Origin of the sequence: Pseudolysinimonas kribbensis (genome assembly GCF_039531715.1) — a bacterium.
GTDB classification, from domain to species: domain Bacteria; phylum Actinomycetota; class Actinomycetes; order Actinomycetales; family Microbacteriaceae; genus Pseudolysinimonas; species Pseudolysinimonas kribbensis.
In genome coordinates, this window is sequence record NZ_BAAAQO010000004.1 from 656,482 (window position 1) to 682,061 (window position 25,580).

30 protein-coding genes are annotated in these 25,580 nt (G+C 70.3%); 15 read left to right on the plus strand and 15 right to left on the minus strand.

The window, feature by feature from the left end:
* Nucleotides 1-111 precede the first annotated feature (111 nt).
* The 6 genes from ABD285_RS13790 (at nucleotide 112) to ABD285_RS13815 (ending at nucleotide 2,711) form a co-directional block, all read left to right on the plus strand.
* On the plus strand, nucleotides 112-378 hold the full coding sequence (locus tag ABD285_RS13790) for a ribbon-helix-helix domain-containing protein (RefSeq protein WP_344203051.1): 267 nt from the start codon (nucleotides 112-114) through the stop codon (nucleotides 376-378).
* Entirely contained in the window at nucleotides 375-644 is a 270-nt protein-coding gene (locus ABD285_RS13795; RefSeq protein WP_284255030.1) for a hypothetical protein, read from the plus strand. The genes ABD285_RS13790 and ABD285_RS13795 overlap by 4 nt, the downstream gene beginning before the upstream one ends.
* Entirely contained in the window at nucleotides 641-1,075 is a 435-nt protein-coding gene (locus ABD285_RS13800; RefSeq protein WP_284255029.1) for a hypothetical protein, read from the plus strand. Before ABD285_RS13795 ends, ABD285_RS13800 begins: the two co-directional genes overlap by 4 nt.
* A gap of 83 nt (nucleotides 1,076-1,158) precedes the next feature.
* On the plus strand, nucleotides 1,159-1,647 hold the full coding sequence (locus ABD285_RS13805) for a hypothetical protein (RefSeq protein WP_284255028.1): 489 nt from the start codon (nucleotides 1,159-1,161) through the stop codon (nucleotides 1,645-1,647).
* Between the two features lie 95 nt (nucleotides 1,648-1,742).
* A complete protein-coding gene (locus ABD285_RS13810) occupies nucleotides 1,743-1,961 on the plus strand; it encodes a hypothetical protein (protein WP_344203053.1) in 219 nt (72 codons plus the stop codon).
* 195 nt (nucleotides 1,962-2,156) lie between these two features.
* Entirely contained in the window at nucleotides 2,157-2,711 is a 555-nt protein-coding gene (locus ABD285_RS13815) for a hypothetical protein (RefSeq protein WP_344203055.1), read from the plus strand.
* A gap of 14 nt (nucleotides 2,712-2,725) precedes the next feature.
* Here the strand turns inward: ABD285_RS13815 and ABD285_RS13820 are convergent, their stop codons facing one another.
* The 3 genes from ABD285_RS13820 to ABD285_RS13830 all read right to left on the minus strand — a co-directional run bounded on the left by ABD285_RS13820 (nucleotide 2,726) and on the right by ABD285_RS13830 (nucleotide 4,436).
* Nucleotides 2,726-3,013, minus strand: coding sequence for a hypothetical protein (locus ABD285_RS13820; protein ID WP_284255026.1), 288 nt, complete (start codon nucleotides 3,011-3,013; stop codon nucleotides 2,726-2,728).
* Between the two features lie 263 nt (nucleotides 3,014-3,276).
* Nucleotides 3,277-3,690 carry a RidA family protein gene (locus ABD285_RS13825; RefSeq protein WP_284255025.1) on the minus strand — a complete coding sequence of 138 codons (414 nt, stop codon included), beginning with the start codon at nucleotides 3,688-3,690 and terminating at the stop codon, nucleotides 3,277-3,279.
* Nucleotides 3,691-3,935: 245 nt separating this feature from the next.
* Nucleotides 3,936-4,436 (minus strand): pyridoxamine 5'-phosphate oxidase family protein, encoded by a 501-nt coding sequence (locus ABD285_RS13830; RefSeq protein WP_284255024.1) that lies wholly within the window; start codon nucleotides 4,434-4,436, stop codon nucleotides 3,936-3,938.
* Nucleotides 4,437-4,711: 275 nt separating this feature from the next.
* Here ABD285_RS13830 and ABD285_RS13835 point away from each other — a divergent pair, with 275 nt between their 5' ends.
* On the plus strand, nucleotides 4,712-7,138 hold the full coding sequence (locus tag ABD285_RS13835; protein WP_344203058.1) for a hypothetical protein: 2,427 nt from the start codon (nucleotides 4,712-4,714) through the stop codon (nucleotides 7,136-7,138).
* A 12-nt stretch (nucleotides 7,139-7,150) separates the two neighbouring features.
* Here the strand turns inward: ABD285_RS13835 and ABD285_RS13840 are convergent, their stop codons facing one another.
* Nucleotides 7,151-7,564 carry a nitroreductase/quinone reductase family protein gene (locus ABD285_RS13840; protein WP_284255020.1) on the minus strand — a complete coding sequence of 138 codons (414 nt, stop codon included), beginning with the start codon at nucleotides 7,562-7,564 and terminating at the stop codon, nucleotides 7,151-7,153.
* Nucleotides 7,565-7,640: 76 nt separating this feature from the next.
* Here ABD285_RS13840 and ABD285_RS13845 point away from each other — a divergent pair, with 76 nt between their 5' ends.
* Nucleotides 7,641-8,075 carry an SRPBCC family protein gene (locus ABD285_RS13845; protein ID WP_284255019.1) on the plus strand — a complete coding sequence of 145 codons (435 nt, stop codon included), beginning with the start codon at nucleotides 7,641-7,643 and terminating at the stop codon, nucleotides 8,073-8,075.
* Between the two features lie 18 nt (nucleotides 8,076-8,093).
* Here the strand turns inward: ABD285_RS13845 and ABD285_RS13850 are convergent, their stop codons facing one another.
* The 3 genes from ABD285_RS13850 to ABD285_RS13860 are packed head-to-tail and all read right to left on the minus strand — an operon-like array spanning nucleotide 8,094 to nucleotide 11,659.
* Complete coding sequence (locus tag ABD285_RS13850; protein ID WP_284255736.1) at nucleotides 8,094-8,738, minus strand: response regulator transcription factor; 645 nt, start codon at nucleotides 8,736-8,738, stop codon at nucleotides 8,094-8,096.
* 34 nt (nucleotides 8,739-8,772) lie between these two features.
* Entirely contained in the window at nucleotides 8,773-10,155 is a 1,383-nt protein-coding gene (locus tag ABD285_RS13855; RefSeq protein WP_344203061.1) for a sensor histidine kinase, read from the minus strand.
* Entirely contained in the window at nucleotides 10,139-11,659 is a 1,521-nt protein-coding gene (locus tag ABD285_RS13860) for a multicopper oxidase family protein (protein WP_344203063.1), read from the minus strand. Before ABD285_RS13860 ends, ABD285_RS13855 begins: the two co-directional genes overlap by 17 nt.
* 165 nt (nucleotides 11,660-11,824) lie before the next feature.
* Between ABD285_RS13860 and ABD285_RS13865 the strand changes: the two genes are divergently transcribed.
* Entirely contained in the window at nucleotides 11,825-12,310 is a 486-nt protein-coding gene (locus ABD285_RS13865; protein ID WP_284255015.1) for a Dps family protein, read from the plus strand.
* A 14-nt stretch (nucleotides 12,311-12,324) separates the two neighbouring features.
* Here the strand turns inward: ABD285_RS13865 and ABD285_RS13870 are convergent, their stop codons facing one another.
* From ABD285_RS13870 to ABD285_RS13885, 4 genes are read right to left on the minus strand one after another with little or no spacing between them, the layout of a single operon-like run.
* Complete coding sequence (locus ABD285_RS13870) at nucleotides 12,325-12,945, minus strand: FMN-binding negative transcriptional regulator (RefSeq protein WP_344203066.1); 621 nt, start codon at nucleotides 12,943-12,945, stop codon at nucleotides 12,325-12,327.
* A gap of 7 nt (nucleotides 12,946-12,952) precedes the next feature.
* Nucleotides 12,953-13,927 carry an Fpg/Nei family DNA glycosylase gene (locus ABD285_RS13875; protein ID WP_344203068.1) on the minus strand — a complete coding sequence of 325 codons (975 nt, stop codon included), beginning with the start codon at nucleotides 13,925-13,927 and terminating at the stop codon, nucleotides 12,953-12,955.
* 25 nt (nucleotides 13,928-13,952) lie between these two features.
* Nucleotides 13,953-14,444 (minus strand): ribose-5-phosphate isomerase, encoded by a 492-nt coding sequence (locus tag ABD285_RS13880; RefSeq protein ID WP_344203070.1) that lies wholly within the window; start codon nucleotides 14,442-14,444, stop codon nucleotides 13,953-13,955.
* A gap of 34 nt (nucleotides 14,445-14,478) precedes the next feature.
* Nucleotides 14,479-15,072: a hypothetical protein gene (locus tag ABD285_RS13885; RefSeq protein ID WP_284255014.1), complete on the minus strand. Its 594-nt coding sequence runs from the start codon at nucleotides 15,070-15,072 to the stop codon at nucleotides 14,479-14,481.
* A 91-nt stretch (nucleotides 15,073-15,163) separates the two neighbouring features.
* Here ABD285_RS13885 and ABD285_RS13890 point away from each other — a divergent pair, with 91 nt between their 5' ends.
* From ABD285_RS13890 to ABD285_RS13915, 6 genes are read left to right on the plus strand one after another with little or no spacing between them, the layout of a single operon-like run.
* Nucleotides 15,164-15,850 (plus strand): hypothetical protein, encoded by a 687-nt coding sequence (locus ABD285_RS13890; RefSeq protein ID WP_284255013.1) that lies wholly within the window; start codon nucleotides 15,164-15,166, stop codon nucleotides 15,848-15,850.
* A 53-nt stretch (nucleotides 15,851-15,903) separates the two neighbouring features.
* Entirely contained in the window at nucleotides 15,904-18,450 is a 2,547-nt protein-coding gene (gene pepN / locus ABD285_RS13895) for an aminopeptidase N (protein WP_284255012.1), read from the plus strand.
* Nucleotides 18,451-18,488: 38 nt separating this feature from the next.
* A complete protein-coding gene (locus ABD285_RS13900; RefSeq protein WP_344203073.1) occupies nucleotides 18,489-19,457 on the plus strand; it encodes an ABC transporter ATP-binding protein in 969 nt (322 codons plus the stop codon).
* Nucleotides 19,454-20,314 (plus strand): ABC transporter permease subunit, encoded by an 861-nt coding sequence (locus ABD285_RS13905; protein ID WP_284255011.1) that lies wholly within the window; start codon nucleotides 19,454-19,456, stop codon nucleotides 20,312-20,314. Before ABD285_RS13900 ends, ABD285_RS13905 begins: the two co-directional genes overlap by 4 nt.
* Nucleotides 20,314-21,324, plus strand: coding sequence for a mechanosensitive ion channel family protein (locus tag ABD285_RS13910; RefSeq protein WP_284255010.1), 1,011 nt, complete (start codon nucleotides 20,314-20,316; stop codon nucleotides 21,322-21,324). The genes ABD285_RS13905 and ABD285_RS13910 overlap by 1 nt, the downstream gene beginning before the upstream one ends.
* Nucleotides 21,321-21,737, plus strand: a complete 417-nt coding sequence (locus tag ABD285_RS13915) for a globin (RefSeq protein ID WP_284255009.1) — start codon at nucleotides 21,321-21,323, stop codon at nucleotides 21,735-21,737. The genes ABD285_RS13910 and ABD285_RS13915 overlap by 4 nt, the downstream gene beginning before the upstream one ends.
* 6 nt (nucleotides 21,738-21,743) lie before the next feature.
* Here the strand turns inward: ABD285_RS13915 and ABD285_RS13920 are convergent, their stop codons facing one another.
* From ABD285_RS13920 to ABD285_RS13935, 4 genes are read right to left on the minus strand one after another with little or no spacing between them, the layout of a single operon-like run.
* Complete coding sequence (locus tag ABD285_RS13920) at nucleotides 21,744-22,457, minus strand: ABC transporter ATP-binding protein (RefSeq protein ID WP_284255735.1); 714 nt, start codon at nucleotides 22,455-22,457, stop codon at nucleotides 21,744-21,746.
* Nucleotides 22,444-23,340, minus strand: a complete 897-nt coding sequence (locus ABD285_RS13925) for an ABC transporter ATP-binding protein (protein ID WP_344203077.1) — start codon at nucleotides 23,338-23,340, stop codon at nucleotides 22,444-22,446. Before ABD285_RS13925 ends, ABD285_RS13920 begins: the two co-directional genes overlap by 14 nt.
* A complete protein-coding gene (locus ABD285_RS13930; RefSeq protein ID WP_284255008.1) occupies nucleotides 23,337-24,536 on the minus strand; it encodes a branched-chain amino acid ABC transporter permease in 1,200 nt (399 codons plus the stop codon). The genes ABD285_RS13925 and ABD285_RS13930 overlap by 4 nt, the downstream gene beginning before the upstream one ends.
* Nucleotides 24,533-25,540, minus strand: coding sequence for a branched-chain amino acid ABC transporter permease (locus tag ABD285_RS13935; protein WP_284255007.1), 1,008 nt, complete (start codon nucleotides 25,538-25,540; stop codon nucleotides 24,533-24,535). Before ABD285_RS13935 ends, ABD285_RS13930 begins: the two co-directional genes overlap by 4 nt.
* Nucleotides 25,541-25,580 lie beyond the last annotated feature (40 nt).

Here is a 25,580-nt window from a genome sequence, read left to right on the forward strand (position 1 = left end):
GCGCGCCGCTGGTAATCCATATCGCTCATTTCATATCTCCATAACGGCATGGAGATTGCGAATAGGGGCATTTCAAGCGGGGCGACTGCCAAACCGGGTTCAATTGCTCGTATGACAGTTGAGAACGGTTCTCAGGGCAGACCGGGCCGCAAGCCGGGTGACCTCGTGCGTCTGGACGCGAAGATCACCGCCGACCTTGACCGGGCGCTGAACGAACTCGTCCTCGCGACCGGGGTCGCCAAGGCGAGCCTCGTCCGTGCGGCGCTTGCACAGTACCTCGCCGCACACGGGGCGCTCACGCCCGAGCACCCCGAACTCATCACCCTTGCCCCGACCGCAGGCCCCGGCCTCGCATCCCAGAGAAAGGACACCCCATGACCATGAGCAGCATGCAGCGGAGGGCGGCACCACCGCCGAACGCCGACCTGCCGCCCTACCCCGAGCACCACGCGGCATCCTCGATCAGCCAGCAGATGGCGACCCGTGCCGCGCACTGGGGACAGACCGCCCGCGGGCTGCGCGACGAGATCGCCGCCACCGAAGAAGCCCTCGTCGCGGCGCTGGACGAGCAGGAGCGCCGCGAGGCGAACCGCACCCGACTCCGCGAAGCCCTCAACGCCAGCACGGATCGAGGTCTCCGATGACCATCCTCAACCCGCATGACACGCGGATCGCGGCGCGGCACCTCAAGTACGACAACACCGCCCAGGAGCGCGAGAACGTCCAGCGCGTGGACCGCGAGGTCTTCGACCGGGTCGCAGAGTACGAGCGCGGCGTCGTCGCCTCAGCGCGGGCGGACGCCGACAAGGGCGACCGGCTCGCAAACGAAGCGGTAGCAGCGGTGGCCGACCTGAACTCGCGGTTCCGCGCCGCTGCCGAGGACGGCAACGTGACCCGCGACCTGCTGCGCGAGTTCAACCGCGTGCGCGCTCAGGCCGAAGCACTGGCGGACTCGCTGAATGTGGCTGAGCGCACCGCGCAGTGGCACGCCGGGCGGCTGAGCGACGTCTACGGGACATGGCTCGCACTCGTGCAGAAGTACCCGACCCTCAAGCCAGGGATTCGGGTCCAGTAAGGCTGACCCGCCGCCGCCGTTCGAGCCATGTCGTCGGCGGCGGGTCTTCAACCGAACAACCCACTGAAAGAGAGGCAACGCAAATGACTCACGTTGACGACCGAAGGCTACTCGCCCCGCCGAGCGCGGCGCTCTATGACTACCACGAGCGCGCTCTGCAACCCGGCACGCGACACGAGCCGGCCACCATCAGCAGCGAGGCGGCGAAGACCACCCGACTACTGAGCACCATCGAGCGTGCCACGGCCCGCATCACTCTCCGCCCGCCTGTCGAGGGTGCCGGACTACTGCGCGAGGCCGTCGCACGGCTCCGCGTCTACGAGGCGCGCGGCGTGCTCGACCGCATGAGCGTGCACACCGTCGCCCGCAACCTGCACGCCGTGTTCTTCACCGGCCACCCATTCGGGCTCATCCACGCCGCCCGCGGCTGGCATCTTCTCGAAGAACTCGACCGCCGCGACCTCATCGAGGTCTGGCTCGACACGCCCTGCTCAGGAACGACGCGCAAGTGGCTCCGTGTTCGACTCTGCGACCGACTCGATGAGTTGCGCTTCTGGGAGTCCGGAAATTGACGTTCCCGACAAGGAGATCCACAAGATTGAGTGCCAAGAAGACTGTTATCCGCAGATGTATCACCCGGACTACAAACTCAGTTAGTCTGAAAGGCATGGCACCCGCGACCCTCGCTCGTCCCGTTGCTGTCCGCGCCGCCCGCGCGATCGCTCCCGCTGAGGTTCTTGAGGTTGTTCGTTCTCGAAGCGACGAGTACGTGCGCGAGCAGATCGCCAAGCGACGCGGCATGAAGTCGGCCGAACGCGAAGCACAGCAGGTGGCTGACCGTCGCGCTCGGGCAGAGGCTGCGGCGGCGGCACTTCGCGCAAGCTGAGTGAGCCAGCTCCCACGTCTGCGCGTAACCCAGCGCTGTCTTCGTGACGACCTAGGGCTGGATGTAGCGCACGCGTCCCGTGACGCGCGCCACTACTGCGCAGAACACGAGGCGCTGCAAACGTTCGTTGGGAAGCGATCTGGCGCGCCCGACGTGGGTGAGCCAGCGCTTCGCATGGGACCGAGCCACGGATCTGTGAAGACGCTTCACATCAACCGCGGGCGAGCGGTGACGATCTTCGACGCTGACAAGAACGTCTGTTGGCTCATCGGCTATGGTCCGACACACGCCAAGGGCGAAGACCGCGACGTGTTCAACGACTTCGAGCGCCTAGACGGGCGCGGCGAACTGCTGCCGACCGCCGACGACTACGAGCTGCTAGAAACGCTCAGCACCGCAGCGCAGATCGATGCACTGACCGAGCTCGGATTGGCACTCTACGAAGAGGCGCGGTCGGAGCCCGGTGTCGAAGTAAATCGCACACTGGGACTTAAGGACGGCAAAGAAGGGTCGATGCTGATCGTCGTCGACCTAGAGGTCTTCGACGACGGCGAGGCCGAACAAGGCTGGATCGTGTTCACTATCCCGCCGCAAACAGGCATTGGTGAGGAGCAGTTGTACGATGTGCTTGGCGCCATCCTTCCCGCGAACATGGACGGCGACTCACTAACGATGGTCGCCAAGGTCGGCGACAGGGCGATCAACTACAACGAGTTGGCATGGACTTGGTCCTGCTACCCAGACGCCTAGGCAGCGAGACGCGACTACGACACTCCCGTGACCACTAGCGCCGCGACGGCGATAGCCAGGGAACCGACAGCGACGGCGAGAGAGGCAATGGCGATGCCAGTGCTTAGGCGCTGCGCGCGGTCGGCGTCGGCCTTCGCGTTGCGCGCCACTTCCAGACTGGCGTTGAGCGCTTCAATCACCTGCTCAAGCGACTCGCTCGTCTCTTGTGCCGCCGCCGCAGCGCGCCGGATATCGCCGTCGCGCTGCGAGCGCATCGACGCTTCCATCTGCTCGCGCGTTGGGACAAATCCGTAGCCGCTCATGCGCCCATTTTGTCGCAAAGTGCACTCTCTTGGGCGGGCGTAAGACTGGTGGCGCTGGTCGGGTTCGGGCGGGCGCGAGAGGGCGAAAAAGAGGGCGACCACGCTCCGCCGAGACGATCCGAGGTTGACCGAAGGCGACCGAGTGTCGAGCGCCGAACGGCCCGAGAAGCCCCGAAATCACTGGGCACGGCGGCTCAGCGCGGTCGGAGTCGGTCGACGGCGGCAAGCAGCGGAAACAGTTTGAGGAGCGGCTTCCAAACTGATTACGCGGGTTCGATTCCCGTCCGCCCCTCTCCGGAGTTCGGCTCCCGGTAGGCCGTCATCATGATGGAGATTAGGATGTTCGGCAGCTCGACGCCGAGCTTGGCCACCGCCCGCGCCGGCGGCTGCGGTCCGAAGAACGCGGCGTAGGCCTCGTTCATCCCGGCGAAGTCCTCGGGCCGCGCGAGAAGCACGGTGACCTGCACGATCGCATCGACCGACGCGCCACCCGCCTCGAGGATCGCCACGCAGTTGCTCAGTGCCTGCGTCGTCTGCTCCCGGATGCCGCGGCCCGCCAGCCCCGTGGTCACCTCGATCCCGGTCATCCCCGACACGAAGAGGAAGGGACCCGCCGCCACTCCCTGGCTGTACAGCGGCGAGGCGGGCGCGTCCGGCGTGCTCACGATGCTCTTCATGCCGACACGGTAGGCCCATCGGCACGGCCGGGCACCCGCTCGAGAGCCTGCGCGTCGGCTCCGGATCGCCGTGACCACTCGGCCGCGCGGCCCGACGGCGTGCACGCTGGACCTCCACCGACGAGAGCAGGTGCCTCATGAGCGACCCCACCACCGGCGAGCCGATCGATGACCCGAGCAAGGAACCCACCACGGAGCCGTCCGGGACTCCCCCGGAGAACCCGTCGGGTGCAACCGCGTAGAGCTCAGCCGCGTCGCGTGGCCTCGTCCGCCAGCGTCTGCAGCGACGGCGGCAGTCGTCCCGCCCCGAAGTCGTAGTAACGCGCCCATTCGGGGGTGATGGCGATGCGCACCATCTGCTCGTACATGCCCCGAACCGCCTGCTCGAAGCCGGCCAGCGCCTCGGGCGGGATGGTCTTGGCCGCCGCGTCGAGGTACTCCGGCGGGATGCCGTCGACCGTCTCCACGGCGGCGGTGCCCCGGATCAGCAGGGACCGGGCGTCGGCGGGTGTCGCACCGGTGTCGATCGTGACCGCCGCGTGCTGCCGCTCGCGCAGGGCGCGGCCCTTCGGCGCGACGGTGGACGTGCAGATCACGAGCTGCTCGCCCGTCCAGACGAAGCCGATCGGGATCACCCGCGGGGTGCCGTCGTCGCCGAGGTACGCCAGGCGGAGCAGCGGGGCATCACGCAGGAGGTCGCGCGCGCCCGGCTGGCCGAGCTCGGCGCGGATCTCGTCCCTGTTCATCCGACGATCTTGGCAAGGCTCTGCCGCGCAGGACCACCCCGACGCGGGGGATACGCCGGGGTGGCCGGCCGTGCAGCACTGAGCAGCTACCGAAAAGCTAGACAGGCGAACGAGTGCGCTCACCCGGTCTACCCCCGGATTGCCAGAGCCTGCTCAGCCTGAGGCGGCCCGGCGACGGCGGGCCCGTGTCGGTCGTCTGGCCTAGTCCGTTCGGCCGATGACAGCGGTCGCCCGTCCCCATATGTTGGCTGCGCGCCGCAGCGAAGGGGAACCGCATGTCGAAACCGCACGTCCGCCCATCCGGGATCCTCGGCCGACTCTCCCGCCTGCGCAAGCCCGGGTCGGCAGCCGTCGCGGCCGTCGCGATCGGGGCGCTGCTGCTGTCGGGCTGCGTGCCGTCCGGTCCGCCGAGCAACCAGGAGGCCGGCGCCGCCGCCGACACCTCCCTCTACGCGGGAGCGCTTCCCGCGCCCGTTCCGATGCCCGAGTCGCCTCACCTGCCGCCCTACCCGCAGGTCCCGACCGATCAGACGCCGGCCGCGATGCAGGCATACAACCGTGCGCTCGGCGTCTACTCGGCGGCCTTCACCGGCGCCCAGGCCGCGACGAAGGCTCAGGCTGCCGCCGTCGACAAGCTCGCGGCCGAGACCCGGAGGGGCGGCAAGACGGCGGTCGCCGCGTGGGAGTCGCTGCTCGTGACCGCCGGCATCGCGGTGGCGGGAGCCGACGGCAAGCCGGTCTCCCTGCACGGCGACACCGGCTCAGGATGGCTCACCAGCGACGCCGAGCTGCGCCTGCACTCGATGCTCTCGGCCTCCCCCGGCGGCATCCGCCTCACGGACCTCGCCGACTCCTGGAGCACGACGTTCCAGCTGTCGAAGAACGACCTCGCGAACCTGCTCTACAAGGCGCTGTACTCCCCTGCCGACCACGACTTCGGCGTGGTGTACCAGGCGATGGGTCCGGGTCTCGTCTCGGGAGCCAAGCAGGTTCCCGTCGCGGACGCCGTGCTCGACTGGGCGCAGACGGAGCTGGTCATGCGCCGGCTGGCGGTCGAGGTCGAGGTCGCGAGCAGCAGGAGGGGAGACGTGGCGACCTCGGGCTATCGGACCGTTCCGGATGCGGGAGCCGCCGTGATCGACCCGGCCGCGTACAGCGCCCCCCGGACCGCCCATCGCGATTGCGTGAGCTACGACAAGAACCCCTGGGGCACCCGGATCCTCGACCAGACCCAGAAGACGCACTCGCAGTTCGTCTTCGACGGGCTCGTCGAGCACTTCTCCGACGCGGCCAAGGAAGCGGCGGGGAACAATGAGCAGAAGATCTTCACCGGGGGTCGCTTCATCGGCATCGCACGAGTGCTGCTTGCGGCCGCGTCGCTCTACGCCAAGGCCACGTCGCTTCGGGCGAGCTTCGACATGCCGAACGCCCCCCTCGTGCGCACGAAGGAGACGCACCCCGGGGAGGTGCGCGACCTCAACATCACCTACACGTTCGACGCCGGCAAGTGGGAAACCGCCCGCGCGTGCCTCAACCTGCTCCTGGGCTTCGCGGGGATCGAGCTACCAGGCACGTCGCCCAAACCTCCGTCGGACATGGACGTCCGGCTGACGACCGATGACCCGTCGATACTCCGGATCGGCGACGGGACCGGCAAGAGCAAGAAGGTGGACAGCGACCAGACCGACAAGGACGGGAGGGTCTCCTTCAAGCTGTCGGGCGCACCGCAGGTCGACCGCCTCCCCCCGCAGGCGACCCCGGACGACACGACCGTCACCATCCGCGCCCTGAACGATCTCGCGAGCTCGGACTTCTTCGGCGACATCCTGTCGGTGCCGTGGGATGCGGCGGACGCCGCGGGCACCTTCGGCCTCAACTTCATCCCGCAGCTGATCGCGCGGTCGAAGTTCATCACCTTCCGGTATCCGGTGCCGGTGCGCGACTGGGAGCTCCATGCGGACTTCCAGGTCACCGCCGTGGGCGAGGTGACCGAGCGCGCCGCGGGCAACGTCCTGTACACGGGATGCGGGCCGGACATGACGGTCGTGGGCTCCGTCAAGGGAACGGCGACCTTCGCATCCGATACCGTCGATGTCTCGGCGCAGCTCCTCAGCAATCGGACGGGCGTCGGCGCCGGTGAGGCGGTCACCTTCGGTGCTCGCGGCGAGGACTTCCAGCTGCGTGACGCGGGCCGCGGCAACGGGGTGTTCATGTTCAGGCTTCCCGTGTCGTACAAGACCGAGAAGGTCTCGCCCTCGTCCGGCGAGCAGCCCATTCGTCACGTCCAAGACATCAGCGCCGAGTGCGTCGGCAGCGGCGGTCTCAGTACGCCCCCGAAGAAGAGCTCCGACTGCGGCGTGCGCGACTACAACTCGACACTCGATGCGACGATCCCGAAGGCGCGCCACGTGTATCTCGCCGACGAGGTCCCCAACATCTACGGCCTCTGGAAGGACTGCGGGACGATGAAGCTGCAGCCCGCCGACCCGCCCGTTGCGCCGACGATGGACGGCTGTCAGAGCCCGAAGGTCTCTGGCGGGCGCATGCCCTCCACCGCGGACATCTTCGACAAGTCCAAAAAACGGCTGGAGATCAGCGGCACCATGAGCTGCAGGACCGAGGGCGCCGGCAGCCTCTCGACGCTCGAGTACAACTGGTCGCTCGAGTTCTGCCGGGTGGAAAACGGGAAGCCGGACTGCTGACGCGGGCCTCTGTCAGACTCCGCTCCGGTTGATGAGCTCGACGACCGGGATCTCGCGGTCGACCCGGTCCTGGTGCTCGGCGAAGAAGGGCGCCTGCTCCACGATCGCCGACCACGCGGCCGACCGCGCCGATCCGCGCAGCACACGGGCGGTGGCGTCGTACTCGCGCTCGTCCTCCTCGACGTGCGCGTGCGGGTCCGCCTCGAGGTCGCGCAGCCAGGCGGGGTCATCGGCCGCGCCGTTGGCCGAGGCGACCACGTAGCTCGTGCCGCGCACGTGCAGCCGCATCATCGGCGTCGTGCGCGGTGCGCCGCTGCGCCGTCCCGTCGTCGTGAGCAGGAGCAGCCGGTCGCGGTGCATGCCCTCGACCTCGCCGCCCGCGCGGAACTGCTCGATCACCTTCGTATTCGCGTCCTGCGCGCTCATGCCCCTCAGGGTGGCGTGCGCGCGAACGGACGTCACGGGCCTCTCAGCGGACTCCCCGGCCCGATACCGTCGTGCCATGGCGTACGCCGAGAACCGGATCACCGTCCCCCGACCGGGGCCGGTGGTCTACGCATTCCTGACCGACCTCGATCACATCACCGCGTGGATCCCCGCCGTGCAGCGCGTCGAGCTGCTGGCGGGAGCGGCGGGCACGGTGGGCGCCGAGTACGAGGCGGCGGTCGACGTGGGCGGCAGCCTGCGATCCGGGCGCCTGACGATCGTGCGGGTCGACCCGCCGACCGGGATGACGATGCGCATCGCCGCCACGCCCATCCGGATGACCGCGACCGTGCGGGTCGACGACGAGGGCGAGAGCTCGCGGGTCACGGTCGTGCTCGACGCGCCGACCCACGGCCTGCTCCGGCTCATGGACGGGCCGCTCCAGAAGGCGTTGCAGGACGCGCTCGCGCAGCTGCCCGGCCTCGCACGCGCGATCGCCGAGCAGGCCTAGGCAGCCGGGCCGCAGAGCTCAGGCGGCCGCCTGCAGCCAGGCGAGCACGGCGAGCACGCGGCGGTGGTCGGTGCCCGAGTCCTCGAAGGCGAGCTTGCCGAAGATCGAGGTCACGTTCTTCTCGACCGCGCCGACCCCGATGAACAGGGCCTCCGCGATCGCACCGTTCGAGCGCCCCTCGGCCATGAGCTGCAGCACCTCCCGCTCGCGCGGCGTGAGGGTGGCGAGCGGATCGTGCCGCCGGCCGATGAGCTGCGCCACGACCTCCGGGTCGAGCACCGTGCCGCCGCCCACGATGCGCGAGATCGCGTCGTCGAGCTCGGCGAGCGAGGCCACGCGGTCTTTGAGCAGATAGCCGACCCGGCCCTGCCCGGCGCCCAGCAACTCCTGGGCATAGGCGACCTCCACGTACTGGGAGAGCAGCAGGATGCCGATGCCGGGCTCCCGCCGCCGGAGCTCGATCGCGGCGCGCACACCCTCGTCGCGGAAGGTGGGCGGCATGCGCACGTCGAGCACGGCGAGGTCGGGATGCAGCTCGGGCACGGCGCCCAGCAGCGCGTGGGCATCGCCGAACGCGCCGATCACCTCATGCCCCGCCTCCTCGAGCACCCGCACGAGACCCTCGCGCAGCAGCACCGAGTCGTCGGCGACCACGACGCGCACTCCCACCCGTCGAGCGTACCGAGCGCGTCGCGCGCTACTCGACCCGCTCTAGGGGGAGGTGCGCCGCGATCACGGTCGGGCCGCCCGCCGGGCTCGTGATGTCGAGCGCTCCGCCGAGGCCCAGCACGCGCTCCCGCAGGTTGGCGAGGCCGTGACCGGGTTCCACCGCGGCGCCCCCGCGGCCGTCGTCGGCGACCGTCAGGTCGAGCCAGGTCCGGTCGGCCTCCGGAACGCGGCGCAGAGCCACGGTCAGGTCGACCTGAGTGGCCGACGCGTGCTTGGCCGCGTTGGCGACGGCCTCCGCGACGATGAAGTACGCGTTGCGCTCCAGTTCCTGCGGCAGCTCCGTGCCGGCCGGCACGCTGGAATGGAACCGGATCGGCACCGCGCCCCGGGCGGCGAGCGACTCCAGCGCGGCCACCAGTCCGCGGTCGAGCAGGATCGGCGGGGCGAATCCGCGCGACAGCGCACGCAGCTCGTCGAGCGCCTCCTTCGACTGCGTGAGCGCCTCGCCGATCAGCCGGCGCGCATGCTCCGGGTCCGCGTCGAGCTGTCGGTCGGCGGCGGCGAGGTCCATCTGCATGCGGACCAGCCGCTGCTGCGGGCCGTCGTGGATGTCGCGCTCGAGCCGCCGGAGAGCGGTGCCCTCCGCGGCGACGGCCGCGCTGCGCGACGCCGAGAGGTCGGAGACCTGCTGACGCAGACCGTCGCTGCGGAAGGCCCCGAGCATCCCCCGAGCCACCCCCCAGTGCGCCCAGACCAGCCCGCGGATCACGAACGGAGCGGTCACCAGGAAGAGCAGACCGACCACGAGATACGCGACCTTGTCGGTCGCCTCGGGGTCGACCCCCGCCGGGAGGAGCCCGATGTGCGTGAGCAGCCAATGCGCCGGATACACGTCCTGTCCGCGCTGCGGCAGGAAGATCGACCAGAACCAGTAGCTGGTCCCGCCGAGTGCCGTGGCGACCCACGAGACCATCACCGAGAACGTGACCGTCGACACGATGAAGTTGACCAGCGCCGCCCACAGCAGGTGCAGCCAGTAGTGCCCGTTGCCGAGCACCGAGCGCAGCCATCCGAGGAACCCCGTGCGGGCCCGGGGGTCGCGCCAGTCGGGACGCGGGATCTCCGGCATCCCCGCGAAGCGCAGCAGCGCGAGTTCCAGGGTGCCGAAACCGCGGGCGACGTAGAGCCCCGCGATCAGCAGGATGACGCCGATGAAGAAGGTGACGATCGTGCCGATGCCGCCGTTGAGCAGGCCGAGCGTGACGCCGAAGCCGACGCTCGCGAGCGGGAAGGCGATGAACAGGTAGAGCAGCTCGCGCGGGACGGCGCTCCAGAGCCGTCCGTAGCGCCGCATCGCGCCGCCGCCCTCGCGCGTGGTCATGTCCGACATCGTCTCAGTGGTGGTGGTCATCGGGGGCTCCTGAATCGTCGAGCTTCCATGTCGCCGGCACCTTCTGGCCCGGCCTCACCACGAGGAACTGGCCCATCATCCCGCTGTCCTCGTGACGCAGCAGGTGGCAGTGGAACATGTACGGGTGGTCGGCGTCGGCGTAGTCCTGGAACGCGATCACGAGCCGGACCCGCTGCCCCGGCGGCAGGTAGACGGTGTCCTTCCAGCCGGCGAGCGCGGCCGGCGGCGGCGCACCGTCGATGGACTGCACCCGGAACTGCACGTCGTGCACGTGGAAGCTGTGCGGGGCGCCCATGTCGTTGACGACATCCCAGATCTCGGTCGTGCCGACCCTGACGACCGCATCGATGCGGTCCATCGCCATCTTGCGGTCGTTGATGGAGGTGCCGTCCATGTGGAAGACGCGCTCCCCCGCCACCCGGCTGGTGTCGATCGCCGGCAGCGGCACGAGGGCCGCCGGGATGTCGCCGGCATGCCGCAGGGTGGCGGCGGCCCGCAGCTGCAGCACGTCGAAGCGGTCCGCGGCGCCGCCCATCCCGTGCACCTCGCCGAGCCTCGGCGGCTCGGAGCGCAGCACGACCCGCTCGCCGGGCGTCATCCGCACCAGGATCTCGGCGCGCTCCCCCGGCGACAGCTGCACGCTGCGCGAGCTGACCGGCTTCGCGAGCAGCCCGCCGTCGCTCGCGATGAGCGAGAACGGCCGGTCGTCGGCCAACGCGAACCGGTAGCTGCGCGCCGGGGATGCATCGAGCAGGCGGAGCCGGACGACATCGGTCGTGACGTCGAGGTAGGGGCCGAGCGTGCCATCCACGAGCAGCCGGTCGCCGAGCCGGCCGGTGAAGTCGTCGTCGCCCGTCGCGAACGAGCCGTCGGGCTGGAACCGCACGTACTGCACGGCGATCGAGATGTCGTCCACGCCGTACTCGTGCGGCAGGGGAAGCGCGCGTTCGGCGGGGTCGTCGAGCAGGAAGAACCCGGCGAGCCCGCGCGCGACCTGGTCGGCGGTCTGCCCGTGCGGATGCGGGTGGTACCACAGCGTCGCGGCGGGCTGGTCGATCCTCCAGCGGGGGTCCCAGTCGCCTCCCGGGGCGACCGTCTGGTGCGGGCCGCCGTCGTCGGCGGCCGGCAGATGCATCCCGTGCCAGTGCACGGTCGTGGGCTGGGCGAGCCCGTTGTGGAACCGCACCTCGACCCGGTCGCCGCGCGAGGCGCGCAGGGTGGGCCCGAAGTAGGAGCCGTCGTAGCCGAGGGTCGGCGTGCGGTGGCCGACGCCGAAGGCGGAGCTGCCGGAGCGCGCTTCCAGGTCGAAGACCTTGGTGCCGTCCGGCCGGATCGTCGGGGTCGCCAGCGGCGGGATCGCGAGCGGGCGATCGAAGTCGACCCTGCCGACCGTGGAGACCGGCGCGCTCACGAACCCGCAGCCGGCCAGCAGCACGGCCACCCCGATGCCCAGGGCGGCGAGAGCGGAGATCGAGGCGAGCACGGCGCGGGGTCGGCGGAGCATGCATCCAGGCTCGCGGGGCGGCGACGGCCCCGGCATCCGGACGACGACCGGATCGGGGGTGGGGACAACCCCCGCACCGGTCCGCGGGTGCCGCGAAGGGCAGCCTCAGCTTGCTTGCGGAATCCCGCGGGCTGCGAAACGGTTGACCCGACGAGGAGGCATTCCATGACCGATGTGAAGTCCGTTCCCCTGACCGGTGTCGACGCCGATGTGGCCGCCGGCGTCGCCCAGTTCCTGAGCCCGGTGGTGCTCGACCTGCAGGCGCTCGCCGTCGACGGCAAGCAGGCGCACTGGCACGTGCGCGGCACCAACTTCCAGGCCGTGCACGAGCTGCTCGACCTCGTGGTCCAGCACGCGCAGGACTACGCCGACCTCGCCGCGGAGCGGGTCGTCGCCCTGGGGCTGCCGGTCGACGCGCGCATCCAGACGGTCGCCGCGAAGACCACGACGCCCGCGCTCGAGCAGGGCTTCCAGCAGTCCGACCAGACGATCGCCCAGGTCATCGCGCAGATCGACGCCGCGCTCGTGACCGTGCGCACGGCGGTCGAGGAGCTGAACGAGCTCGACCAGGTGAGCCAGGATGTCGCGATCGAGATCGCGCGCGGGCTCGACAAGGACCGCTGGTTCCTCTTCGCCCACCTGGCCGCGTAGCCGCCGAGCGGGCGCTACTCGGCCCGCTCGATGCGCTCCATCTCGTCGGCGAGCGCCGGCTGGGCGTAGGGACCGCCGGCATCCCGCAGGCCGTCCATGATCGTGTCGCGCACCTCGGGCGTCTTGTTCTGACTGAGCTTGAGCCGCGCGTCGAAGCGGGTGACCCGCAGGCGCAGGCCCACCGTTCCGAGGGCGAGCCGGCGCGTGCCCTCCGGATCCTCCGCGAGCGAGTGCGGATGCGGCATCCGGCCCTCGAAGTGGTCGGTGAGCCGAGTCAGCACCCGGAAGTTCTCCTCCTCGGAGAGGACTTCGGGCACGCCGTAGAGGTGCGCGGTGACGTGATTCCAGGTCGGCACGATGTCGCCGGGCCCGTACCACCCGGGCGAGACGTACCCGTGCGGACCCTGGACGATGACGAGCATCTCGCGCTCGCCCACCTCGTGCAGCTCGTCGTCGGGCCGGCCGAAGTGCGTGACGATCACGATGCCCTCGGCCTCGTCGTCGAGAAGGGTCGGGTAGTGCGAGGCGACCATGCCGTTCGTGGTCGACGACACGTACGTCGCCCAGGGGTTCTCGCGGATCAGGCGCTTGACCTCCTGCTCGTCGGCGGTGACGTAGCGGGGGGTCTGCCTCATGGCAGCATCATGCCTGATCGACCGGGCACCAGTAGAGCTTGCGGCCGCCCAGCTCCTGCATCGCGATCGGGGTGCCGCACACCCGGCAGGGCAGGCCCGTGCGGTGGTACACCCAGTGCCGGTCGTCGCGACTGGCCATGGCCCGGGCGAGATCCTCGGGGCTGAGGTCGTCCATGGTGAGCATCTGGCCGGTCTCGACGCCGATGGACATGAGGTGCACCCAGTCGTGCCACAGGGCGCGCACCACCTCCTCGGGCAGCTCCCGGCCGGGCGTGAACGGGTTCTGCCGCGCCCGGAACAGCAGCTCCGCGCGGTAGACGTTGCCGATCCCGCTGACGACGGCCTGATCCATGAGCAGCAGGGCGATCGCGACGTTGCGCTTGCGCACTCCGGCGACGAAGCGCTCCTCGTTGGCGACGGGGTCGCCGACCTGGGGATCCGGGCCCAGCTTGTCGATCTGCGCCTGCGCCTGCTCCGGGGTGTCCACCTCGCACACGGTCGGGCCGCGCAGGTCGGCGACCGCGGTCGGCGTGAGCAGCCGCACGCGCACCTGGCCCACCGGCTCCGGCGGCCAGTCGCCGTCGACCGGGGCCTCGAGCTTCTCCTGCTCGCTCATCCGCAGCCGGGCGCGGCGGGGGGCGCCCATCGACCAGGGCGAGTCCTCGTACCCGGCGAGGTCGGTGCCGCGCTGGTTGGTCTGGCCCATCCGGCCGTTGGCCGAGAACGTCGTGGCGTCGACCGTGATGTCGCCCGCGAAGTCCCACGCGCCGTAGAGCCCGAGATGCACGCGCAACAAGAGCTGATGATCGAACTGCAGGAACATCTGCTTGCCGACGGCGAACGCGTCGACGATCTCATGCCCGTCGAGCTGCGCCGCACCGGCCGCGAACCGCCCCTGCGGCGAGCTCACCGCGACGGGCGCGTTCTCGAAGTGCCGCGCGAACTGGCGCGCGATGCGGTGGATGCTGTGGCCCTCGGGCATGCTGGCTCTTCCGGATGGGGTCGATCTAGTAGACGTCGATCTCGTGACCCGCGATGCCGCCGGTCAGCTCGTACTCGGTCAGCTGCGCGATCCGGCGGGCGTGCCGCTCCTCGCCGCTGAACGGCTCGCCGATGAACGCGTCGACGAGAGCGAGCGCGACCTCGGCCGTGTGCTGCCGGGCGCCGATCGCGATGAGGTTCGCGTCGTTGTGCTGGCGGGCCAGCAGCGCCGTGTCGTGATTCCAGACCAGCGCGGCCCGGGCTCCCCGCACCTTGTTCGCGGCGATCTGCTCGCCGTTGCCGGAGCCGCCGAACACCACGCCGAGCGCGTCCACGCCCGACCGCTGGTCGTGGACGACCGCGAGCGCGGTGTTGATGCAGAAGCTCGGGTAGTCGTCGAGCGGGTCGAAGCTCTGCGGTCCATGGTCGATGACCTCGTGCCCGGCGTCGCGCAGGTGCTGCTGGAGGTCGCGACTGAACTCGAGGCCGGCGTGGTCGGTTCCGACGTGGATGCGCATGCTCCTCACCCTAGAGAAACGGCCGGGACGTCGTTCAGGCGGCCCAGTACCCGGCCGCGCACAGCAGGCGGGTCTGCGCGTCCGCCCCGGCGGGCGGCTCGATCGCGGGCGGGAAGACACCCCACTGCCGCCACTCGTCGGCGTGCGGCATGACATGGCGGTCGAGACCGTCGACGAGTTCCGGCGACATCGTGTCGTCGAACCCGGCCAGGCGCGCGATGTGCCACGACTGGAAACCGCGGTACATCGCGAGGTGGGTCAGTGCCTCGGCGAGCGGATAGTCGCCGTAGCTGAAGTGCACGGTGCGCGCTCCGTCCAGCGGAGCGGATGCGGCCGCCGTCGCGGCGGCGTGCGCGCTGCGATACGCGGCGATCGGATCGTCGGAGGCGAGCACGGGCTCCCAGCGATCGCCGATCTCGTCGAGCGGCGTGCCCCGCAGCACCTCCGGCACGAACGCCTCGTCGTGCGCGTGCACGAGCACGATCTGGCCGAGCGTCGGGTCCTCGAACCGGCGCGTCCAGTCGGCCGGCGCCAGGAGGGCGAGCTGCCCGGGCGAGAGCCGCTCGATGACCGCGGCGAGCGCGCCGTCCGCGGTGAGGAAGAGGTCCTGCTCGGGGAGGTTCGGCATGGCCCGGACGCTAACAGCCGCCTGTGACACTCTTGTCGGCCCGCGGCGACGGGAGGATGATCGAAGGCACACCGCGTGAAGCGAGGTCGACATGAGTTCTCGAACCGACATCCCCGACCTGATGCCGACCCTGTCGGCCGGCCGGCACCGTTCGCCCCGGCGGGGCGCCTGTTTCATGGAGTTCGCCTCGTACCTCGCCGGCGAGCGCTGGAGCGATCACCCACGCTGCACCGACCCGACGCTCGCGGCCCTCGCGCGCGCGGTCAACGACACCATTCACGACGATCGCCGCGGCGACCTCGTGCCGCACATCCCGCGCGTGATCGGGCTGCGCGGCGACGACGCCCGGCTCGGACTGCTCGTCTCGCTCCGCGCCGCGACGAGCGCCCTGCCCGTCGCGAGCATGGACCGTCAGCGCGCCCTGGCCGTCGCGGTGCTCGCCGCCCTCGAGGCGCTCGCGGTGTACGGCATCAACGAGCCGGCCGCACGCGACGACGCCCTGGACGCTCTGGCCGAGACGCCGGATGCCGCGGCCTGGGCCGCCGCGCACCTGGCCGTCTGGCAGGTGCAGGCCTCCGAGCTCGTGCGGCACGGCTGCGACGCGATCGTGCGGGCGGCCGCGATCGGCCTCGCGCAGGCGTGCGTCGACGATGCCGACGACCGCCTCGCGGCGATGCTCGTCTCGGCCATCGACGACGCCGAGGCGTTCCTCGGGCGCACGCCGCATCCGGCGCCCGCGCCCATCGAGACCGCCACCCGCGAGCCCGCGCTGACCTGAGCGTTCTGGGTTCGAGGATCCAGCGGCGGGAACGCGAAGCCTAGGCTGGGGGGATGCCTGGAGAGAACCTGACCCGAGTCGAAGCCCAGGAGCGCAAGGCGCTCGTCGACGTCGAGAGCTACGACGTCATCCTGGACCTCACGACGGGCCCCGAGACGTTCCGGTCGACGACGACCGTGCGCTTCTCGGCCCGCGCCGGAGCCTCGACCTTCCTCGATGCGATCACCCGCACGGTGCACTCGATCCGCCTGAACGGCGCCCCGATCGACGTGGATGCCGCCGACGGAGTGCGCATCCGCCTCGACGGCCTGCAGGAGCACAACGAGCTCGTCGTCGACGCCGACTTCCTCTACACGAACACGGGCGAGGGCCTGCACCGCTTCGTCGATCCCGTCGACGGCGAGGTCTACCTCTACAGCCAGTTCGAGGTCCCCGACAGCCGCCGCGTGTACGCGGTCTTCGAGCAGCCGGACCTCAAGGCGACGTTCCGGTTCACGATCACCGCCCCCGAGAACTGGACCGTCGTGTCCAACTCCCCCACCCCGGATCCGACCCCCGCGGGTGACGGCGCCGCCACCTGGGAGTTCGAGCCGACGCCGCGCATCTCGAGCTACATCACCGCGATCGTCGCCGGGCCGTACGCATCGATGCACGATGAGCTGACGAGCTCCAGCGGCCGCACGATCCCGCTCGGCGTGTACGTGCGCAAGTCGCTGGCGCCCCACATGGATGCCGACTACATCTTCGACATCACCAAGAAGGGCTTCGCCTACTACGAGGAGAAGTTCGGCTACCCGTACCCCTTCGCCAAGTACGACCAGCTCTGGGTGCCCGAGTTCAACGCGGGCGCGATGGAGAACGCCGGCGCGGTGACCTTCACCGAGACCTACGTCTTCCGATCGAAGGTGACCGACGCGATCAAGGAGCGTCGGGTCGTCACGATCCTGCACGAGCTCGCGCACATGTGGTTCGGCGACCTCGTGACCATGAAGTGGTGGAACGACCTGTGGCTGAACGAGTCGTTCGCCGAATGGGCGTCGACCATCGCGACCGCCGAGGCGACCGAGTGGACCGAGGCCTGGACCACGTTCCAGGCCATGGAGAAGAGCTGGGCGTACCGGCAGGATCAGCTGCCCTCGACCCACCCCATCGTCGCCACGATCAACGACCTCGAGGACGTGCAGGTCAACTTCGACGGCATCACCTACGCCAAGGGCGGGTCGGTGCTGAAGCAGCTCGCCGCGTGGGTCGGGATCGACGCGTTCTTCGCGGGCGTCGGCGCGTACTTCGCGAAGCACGAGTACGGCAACACCGAGCTGACCGACCTGCTGGCCGAGCTCGAGACCACGAGCGGCCGCGACCTCGCCTCGTGGGCGAAGCTCTGGCTGGAGACGGCCGGCGTCAACACGCTGCGTCCCGAGATCGAGACCGACGGCGAGGGCACGATCACCGCGTTCCGCATCCTGCAGGAGGCGCCCGCCGATCACCCCGACCTGCGCCCGCACCGCCTCGCCGTCGGGTTCTACGACGAGCGCGACGGCAGGCTCGTGCGCACGCACCGGCTCGAGCTCGACCTCGACGCCGTGGCATCGACCGAGGTCGCCGATCTGGTGGGCCGCGCCCGGCCGGACCTCGTGCTGCTCAACGACGACGACCTCGCCTACGCGAAGATCCGCATGGACGACCGCAGCCACGCGACCGCGCTGGCGCGCCTGTCCGACATCGAGTCCCCGCTCGCCCGCGCGCTGGTGTGGGGAGCGGTGTGGGATGCCGCCCGCGACGCCGAGATCCCGGCGAGCGCCTACGTCGACCTGGTGCTCGCGCACATCGCGCCCGAGACCGAGTCGACGACGCTGCGCCTCACCCTGACCCAGCTGCTCACGGCCGCCCGGATCTACGTGGCCCCGGCCAAGCGCCCGGCGACGATCGATCGCATCGGCGACGCCCTGTGGGCGCTCGCGCAGGGCGCCGAGGCAGGGTCGGACGCGCAGTTCCAGTTCGTCAAGTTCTTCGCCAACGCCGCGTCGAGCGCGGCCCACGCCGGCAGCCTCCGCGGCCTGCTCGACGGCTCGACGGCCCTGCCGGGGCTCGAGATCGACGACGACCTCGGCTGGGAGCTGCTCGAGGGCCTCGTGCTCGCGGGCGGGGCCGGCGAGGAGGAGATCGCCGCGCGACTGGAGAGCGACAACACGGCCAACGGGCAGCAGGCCGCCGCGCGCGTACGGGCCGCCATCCCGACCGCCGCCGCGAAGCGCAGAGCCTTCGAGACCGGATCGCGCGACGGCTCGATCCCGAACACGATCCTGCGCAACATGGGGCTGGGCTACCAGCACGTGAACGACCCCGTGGCGCTCGAATCGCTCGTCGCGCCCTACTTCGAGATGCTCGAGGGCGTGTGGCGCAACCGCACCTACAAGATCGCGGAGTACATCGTCGACGGCTTCTACCCCGCGCCGCTCGCATCGCAGGCGCTCGTCGACGCGACCGAGGAGTGGCTGAGCGAGAACGATGAGATCCCGGCGCTGCGTCGGCTCATCGTCGAGAACCTGGCCACCGTGCAGCGTGCGCTGCTCGCGCAGAAGCGCGACGCCCGGGGGTAGGGGGCCGGCATCCAGCCCCCGATCGTTAGGGTCGGAGGGTGATCGAAGTCCACCAGCTCACGAAGACCTTCGGCGCCACCACCGCGGTCGACCACGTCGACTTCACGGTGCGCCCCGGGCTCGTGACGGGATTCCTCGGGCCGAACGGCGCCGGCAAGTCGACGACCATGCGCATGATCGTGGGCCTCGACCGGCCCACCTCCGGCGAAGCACGCGTCGACGGCGTGCCCTATCGGCAGCTGCGCGACCCGCTGCGGCGAGTGGGCGTGCTGCTGGATGCCAAGGCCGTGCACAGCGGACGCACCGCGCGCGAGCACCTGCGCGCGATGGCGGCGACGCACGGGATCGGCGCGGGGCGGGTCGACGAGGTCATCGCGCTCACCGGGCTGCAGAGCGTCGCGCGCCGCCGGGTCGGCGGCTTCTCGCTCGGCATGGGCCAGCGGCTCGGCATCGCCGCCGCGCTCCTCGGCGACCCGCAGACGCTCATCCTCGACGAGCCGGTGAACGGCCTCGACCCCGAGGGCGTCGTGTGGGTGCGCACCCTCGCCCGGCATCTGGCCGGGGAAGGCCGCACCGTCTTCCTCTCCTCGCACCTCATGAGCGAGATGGCGCAGACCGCCGACCACATCATCGTGCTCGGCCGCGGCCGGATCATCGCGGACGCCCCCGTGGGCGACATCATCGCGCAGTCCACGGGCGGCGCCGTGACGGTGCGCTCGCCGCAGCCGGCCGAGCTCGGCGCGGCGCTGACCGCGGCGGGCGCGACGGTGACGACCGCCGCCGACGGCGCGCTGCTCGTGACCGGGATGGCCGCCCCCCGGATCGGCGAGCTCGCCGCCCAGGACCGGCTCGTGCTGCACGAGCTCACCCCGGTCGCCGGATCGCTCGAGCAGGCCTACATGGAGCTCACGCAGGGCGAGACCGAGTACGTCTCCGGCAGCGCGCCGGAGATGCCCGCACCGCCCCCGCCCACCGGGGCCCCGATCTCGACAGGAGGCCCGCGATGAGCGCCGCCGCTCCCGCCGCGCCGAGTCTGCAGGGGTCGCACGGCGTCACCTTCGGCGGCGTGCTGCGCTCCGAATGGATCAAGCTGCGCAGCCTGCGCTCCACGTTCTGGTGCGCGGTGATCATCGTCGTGCTGAACGTCGCCCTCTCGCCGCTGCTCCTCGCGGTCCTGCCGGCCGATCAGCTGCCGTCGGGCACGTCGCTCCTGTCGTTCATCGTGAGCGCGATCACGGTCGGCAGCGGCTTCACGTCGCTCGTCGCCGCCGTCATCGGAGCGCTGACGATCACCGGGGAATTCGGCACCGGGATGATCCGCTCGACGTTCACGGCGGTGCCGAAACGGACCCCCGCTCTGGCGGCGAAGGCGATCGTGCTGACCCTCGCGGTCTTCGTGGTCGCCGTGGTCTCGGTCGCCCTCTCGACCCTGATCGTGCTCGCCCAGGCCGCCGGCCGTGGGCTCGACGTCGAACTCGACGGCGCCTTCTGGCTCGCCCTGCTCGGCGATGCCGGGTACCTCGCGCTCATCGGCCTGATGGCCCTCGCGATCGGCGCGATCATCCGGAACACCGCGGGTGCCATCGCGACCATGGTGGGGCTCATCCTCGTGCTGCCGAATATCGCGAGCCTCGTCGCGGCGCTGGCGAAGGTCACCTGGCTGCAGAACGTGGGCGAGTTCCTGCCCTCCACCGCGGGCTCCCGGATGTACGCCTATCCGGCATCCGGCCTGGACGACGTGACGCGGCAGGTACAGCCAGGCGCGATCCTCCTGGAGCCCTGGCAGGGGCTGCTCGTGCTCCTCGCGTGGATCGTGGTGCTCGGCGCGGTCGCGATCGTGCTGGTGCGACGCCGAGACGCCTGATGGGCGGCTGGAGCGCGTTCTGGGAGCAGGTCGGGGTGTTCTTCACCTCGGCCTGGGGCCGCCCCGTGCAGGTCGCCCTCATCGTCGTGCTCGCGATCGTGGCACGGCTGGTGCTGCACTTCGTCATCCGGCGCTTCGTCGAGCGGGTCATCTCGGGTGCGAAGAAGAAGGCCGGCGTCGACGACACGACGGCCATCGCGGCCTCGCCGCTCGCGGCCATGCGCGTCGTGCAGCGCAGCCGGGCCCTCGGCGGCGTGCTGTCGAGCATCGTCACGACGCTCGTCGTCATCGTCGCGGTGGTGTGGATCGTCTCGGTCGCCGCACCGCAGGCGGCCGGCGCGTTCAGCCTCATAACCGCGGCCCTCGGCGCCGGGCTCGGCTTCGGCGCGCAGAACATCGTCAAGGACGTGCTCAACGGGCTGTTCATGGTCGCCGAGGATCAGCTCGGCGTGGGCGACGTGATCGACACCGGATTCGCGACCGGCGTGGTCGAGCAGGTCGGCATCCGGATCACCCAGGTGCGCGACGTCAACGGCACCCTCTGGTACGTGCGCAACGGCGAGATCCTGCGCGTCGGCAACCTCTCCCAGGGCTGGGCCCGCGTCATCATCGACCTCGCGGTGCCCTACGACTCGGACGTCGAGCTCGTGCAGCAGAAGCTGCTGGAGGCCGCGACCGCGTTCGCGGGCGAGTCCAAGTGGAAGCGTCTCGTGATCGAGAAGCCCGAGATCTGGGGCATCGAGTCCGTCTCCGCGGAGGCGATCGTCATCCGGCTCGTCGTGAAGGTGCGCTCGGGCACCAAGGATCAGGTCGCGCGGGCGCTGCGGCCGCGGCTCAAGATCGCGATCGACGAGCTCGGCGTCACGCTGCCGCCGCTCAACTCGATCGCGCTGCGTCCGACGCCGGGCGGCCAGCTGCCGGGCGGCCGGCCCGCGCCGAAGCCGCCGACGACATCACCGGCCGGAGCCCCCGCGAAGCCGAGCTCCTCGAACGGCGGGCGAGCCGGATGAGCGACCTCACCCTGCGCATGGGACAGGACGGCGATCCCGTCGGCGGTTCCTTCTGGGCCGCCGTCGGCGGGCGGGGGACGTTCGAGAAGCTCGTGCGCGCGTTCTACGCGGGCGTCCGCGACGACGACGTGCTGTGGCCGATGTATCCGGAGCATGACCTCGAGGGCGCGATCCAGCGGCTCACCGGTTTCCTCGAGCAGTACTGGGGCGGCCCCGGCACGTACAGCGAGCAGCGCGGGCATCCGCGGCTGCGGATGCGGCACGCGGCGTTCCCCGTGACGCCGCTCGCGCGCGACCGCTGGCTGGCGCACATGAGGGCGGCCCTCGACGCGCTCGAGCTGTCGCCCCTGCACGAGGCGATGCTGTGGGACTACCTCGAGCGCGCCGCCCACGCGATGGTGAACCGCGCCTAGCGCGCCTCAGGCGACGCCGAGATACGCCTCCTTGATCGACGGGTCGGCCATGAGCTCGCGGCCGGTACCCGTCTTGGTGATCGACCCGGTCTCGAGCACGTAGGCGCGATCCGCTCGGGCGAGGGCCTGGTTCGCGTTCTGCTCGACGAGCAGGATCGTCGTGCCCTGCTTGGCGATCTCGGTGATGATCGAGAAGATCTGCCGGATGAACTGCGGCGCGAGCCCCATCGAGGGCTCGTCGAGCAGCAGCAGGCGCGGGCTCGACATGAGCGCGCGGCCGATGGCCAGCATCTGCTGCTCGCCGCCGGACATCGTGCCGCCCATCTGGGTCCGCCGCTCCAGCAGGCGCGGGAACAGCGAGTACACCCGCTCGAGATCGTCGGCGACGCCGCTGCGCTCACGGCGCCCGAAGGTGCCCATGTCGAGGTTCTCCGCCACGGTCATGCCCGGGAACACCCCGCGCCCCTCCGGAGCCTGCGAGATGCCTCGTGCGACGCGCTTGTGCGCCGCGAGCCGCGTGATGTCCTCGTCCTCGAACAGGATCCGACCGGCGGACGGCGTCAGCAGGCCCGAGACGGTGCGCATCGTCGTGGTCTTCCCGGCGCCGTTGGCGCCGATGAGGCTCACGATCTCGCCCTTCTCGACCGTGATCGACATGTCGTGGATCGCCTCGATGCGCCCGTAGCGCACCTTCAGGCCCTGGAGCTCAAGCAACGTCATCTTCGGGCTCCCCCAGGTAGGCGGCGATCACCTTCGGGTCCTCGCGGATCTCCGCCGGCAGGCCGTCGGCGAGCTTCTTGCCGAACTCGAGCACGACGATCCGGTCGGTCAGGCCCATGACGAGCTTCATGTCGTGCTCGATGAGCAGCACCGTGTACCCGTCGTCGCGGATGCGGCGGATGAGCTCCATGAGCTCCTCCTTCTCCGCCGGATTGAAGCCCGCCGCCGGCTCGTCCAGGCACAGCACCTTCGGGTCGGTCGCCAGAGCGCGCGCGATCTCGAGGCGCCGCTGGTCGCCGTACGGGAGGTTGCGCGCGAGCGTGCCGGCATCCCGCCCGATCCCGACGAAGTCCAGCAGCGCCTGCGCGCGCTCGACCGCGGTGCGCTCCTCGCGCCAGTGCCGCGGCAGGCGCAGTAGCGCGCCCACCACGCTCGTCTTGTGCCGGGCGTCGAGCCCGACGACGACGTTCTCGAGCGCGGTCATCTCGCCGAACAGCCGGATGTTCTGGAAGGTGCGCGCCAACCCGAGCCGGGTGATCCGGTGGCGCACCTTGCCGACGAGCGAGACGCCGTCCAGCAGCACCTGACCGCTCGAGGGCCGGTAGACGCCCGTCATCGCGTTGAACGCGGTGGTCTTGCCCGCGCCGTTCGGACCGATGAGCCCCAGGATCTCGCCACGGCGGATGACGAACGAGAGGTCGTCGAGGGCGACGAGTCCGCCGAACTTCACGGTGAGGTTGCGCACCTCGAGGAGGGCTTCGCCCACTGCGGTGCCGATCTCCCGTTCGGGAGCCGCCGCCTCTGCGATCTCCTCGGGAACCTCCGCGTCCGGTGCAGGGTCGACCGGGCCCTCGGGGGCCGCGGCGCCGTCGCGATCGGTCATCGCCGTGCCCCGCTCCGCTGCCGATCGCTCGCCGATCCGGCGGGTTCCCGCAGGAACGCGTACGCGCGCCGCGAATAGGCGAGCAGCTTCTGCCGCGCGGCCAGGATGCCACCCGAGCGGAAGATCATCAGCACCACCAGCGCGGCGCCGAAGATCAGGTACTTGAACTCCGCGATCGCGATGAAGCGGTTCGGGATGTACGCCACGAGCGCCCCGCCGATGATGGCGCCGACCTTGTTGCCCGCGCCGCCGAGCACGACCGCGGCGAGGAACAGGATCGACTGCTGCACGGTGAAGCTCTGGTTGTTGACGAACCCGACCTGGCCGCCGGCCAGCGCGCCGGTCAGACCGCCGACGGCCGCACCGATCGCGAATGCCCACACCTTGAACTTGAACACGGGCACGCCCATGATCTCGGCGGCGTCCTCGTCCTCCCGGATCGCGACCCAGGCGCGGCCGACCCGGGAGCGCTCCATGTTCCCGACCAGCAGGAGCACGACGATGATGATCGTGATCGTCAGCCAGTACCATGGCGCGCCGTTCGAGGCGGAGAACAATGGTTGCTGGAGCCCGTTGGATCCGGTGATCGTGCCCGGTGGCCGACCGACGTTCTGGAAGCCCACCTGACCGCGGACGGCGGGGATGATCGTGGCGAGCAGGCGGATGATCTCTCCGAAGCCGAGCGTCACGATCGCGAGATAGTCGCCGCGGAGCCGCAGCGTCGGCACACCCAGGAGCACACCGAAGAACATGGTCACCGCCATCGCGAGCGGCAGGGTCCACAGGAACGGGATCTTGAAGAATGGCGAGTCCGGGCTCGTGAACATCGCGGCGACGTACGACCCGACCGCGAAGAACGCCACGTAGCCGAGGTCGAGCAGTCCGGCGTAGCCGACCACCACGTTCAGGCCGATCGCGATGAGGGCGTAATACGACATCTGGAACAGGTTGATGTCCCAGTTGGTGCCGCCGCCGCCGGCGGTCTCGGTGGAGATGATCGGGAGGTTCAGCGCCGGCGCCGCGTAGGCGAGGATGACGATCGGCAGCAGGACGCCCCACTGCGCCGGGCGGCTCAGGCTGTTCCACCGCGAGATGGCACCCGAGTTGGCGACGCCGCGTCCCTTCGCTTCGCGACCGAGCTCGTCCTGCTCCGCCTGGGGGTCGGGTTGCAGGGTGGGACCGTTGACCGTGCTCATGCGCGGCTCCTTCCCATGGACTGTCCGAGGAGGCCGGTGGGCCGCACGACGAGCACGACCACCAGCACGACGAAGGCGACGACATCCGACCATTCGGCCGCGCCCAGCAGCGTCTGGCCGTAGTTGCCGATCAGGCCGATCAGCAGTCCGCCGAGCAGCGCACCGCGGACGTTTCCGATGCCGCCGAGGACGGCCGCGGCGAACGCCTTCACGCCGAGCACGAATCCGCCGTTGTACTGCGCACCCTGCGGCACGAGCATGATCCAGAAGATCGCGCCGACGCCGGCGACGAGGCCACCGATGATGAACGTGATGACGATGATGCGCTCGCGGTTCACGCCCATGAGGGTCGCCGTATCCGGATCCTGGGCCACCGCTCGGATGCCGCGCCCGATGCGCGAGCGCCGGATGAACTGGTCGACGACGACCATCGTGACGATCGCTGCGACGAGGATGACGATCTCGTAGTTGTAGACGATCCCGCCGAAGACGTCGAAGACCTGCACCGTGGGGATCAGGATGACGCTGGGCTCCGGCTGCGCGCCGCGCCAGAGGAAGAACAGCCCCTGGATCGTGAACGAGACGCCGATCGCGGTGATCAGGTAGACCAGGCGTGGTGGATTGCGCTTGCGCAGGGTGCGATAGGCCGCGCGTTCGACGATGAACGCCACGATCGCCGAGGCCGCCATGCCCGCGAGCAGCGCCAGCAGCAGATCGCCGATGAGCGCAGGGAGGGGCAGATTCGGGGTATCGCCGTTGAACCCCAGTCCGGTGAGCGTGAAGACCACGGCGTAGACGCCGGAGATGAAGACCTCGGAGTGCGCGAAGTTGATGAGGTTCAGCACGCCGTACACGAGGGTGTAGCCGAGGGCGATGAGGCCATAGACGGCCCCGTAGGTCAGGCCGCCGAAGGTGTTGCTCCAGAAGCCCTGGATGAAGGATTGGACGTCGAAGTTGATCCAGGAGTCGTCCATGGGGACGGCCTGGAGGACGAGATCGAGCACAGGGGGTCCTCGCTGGTCGAGACGTACGGGGCGGGCACGG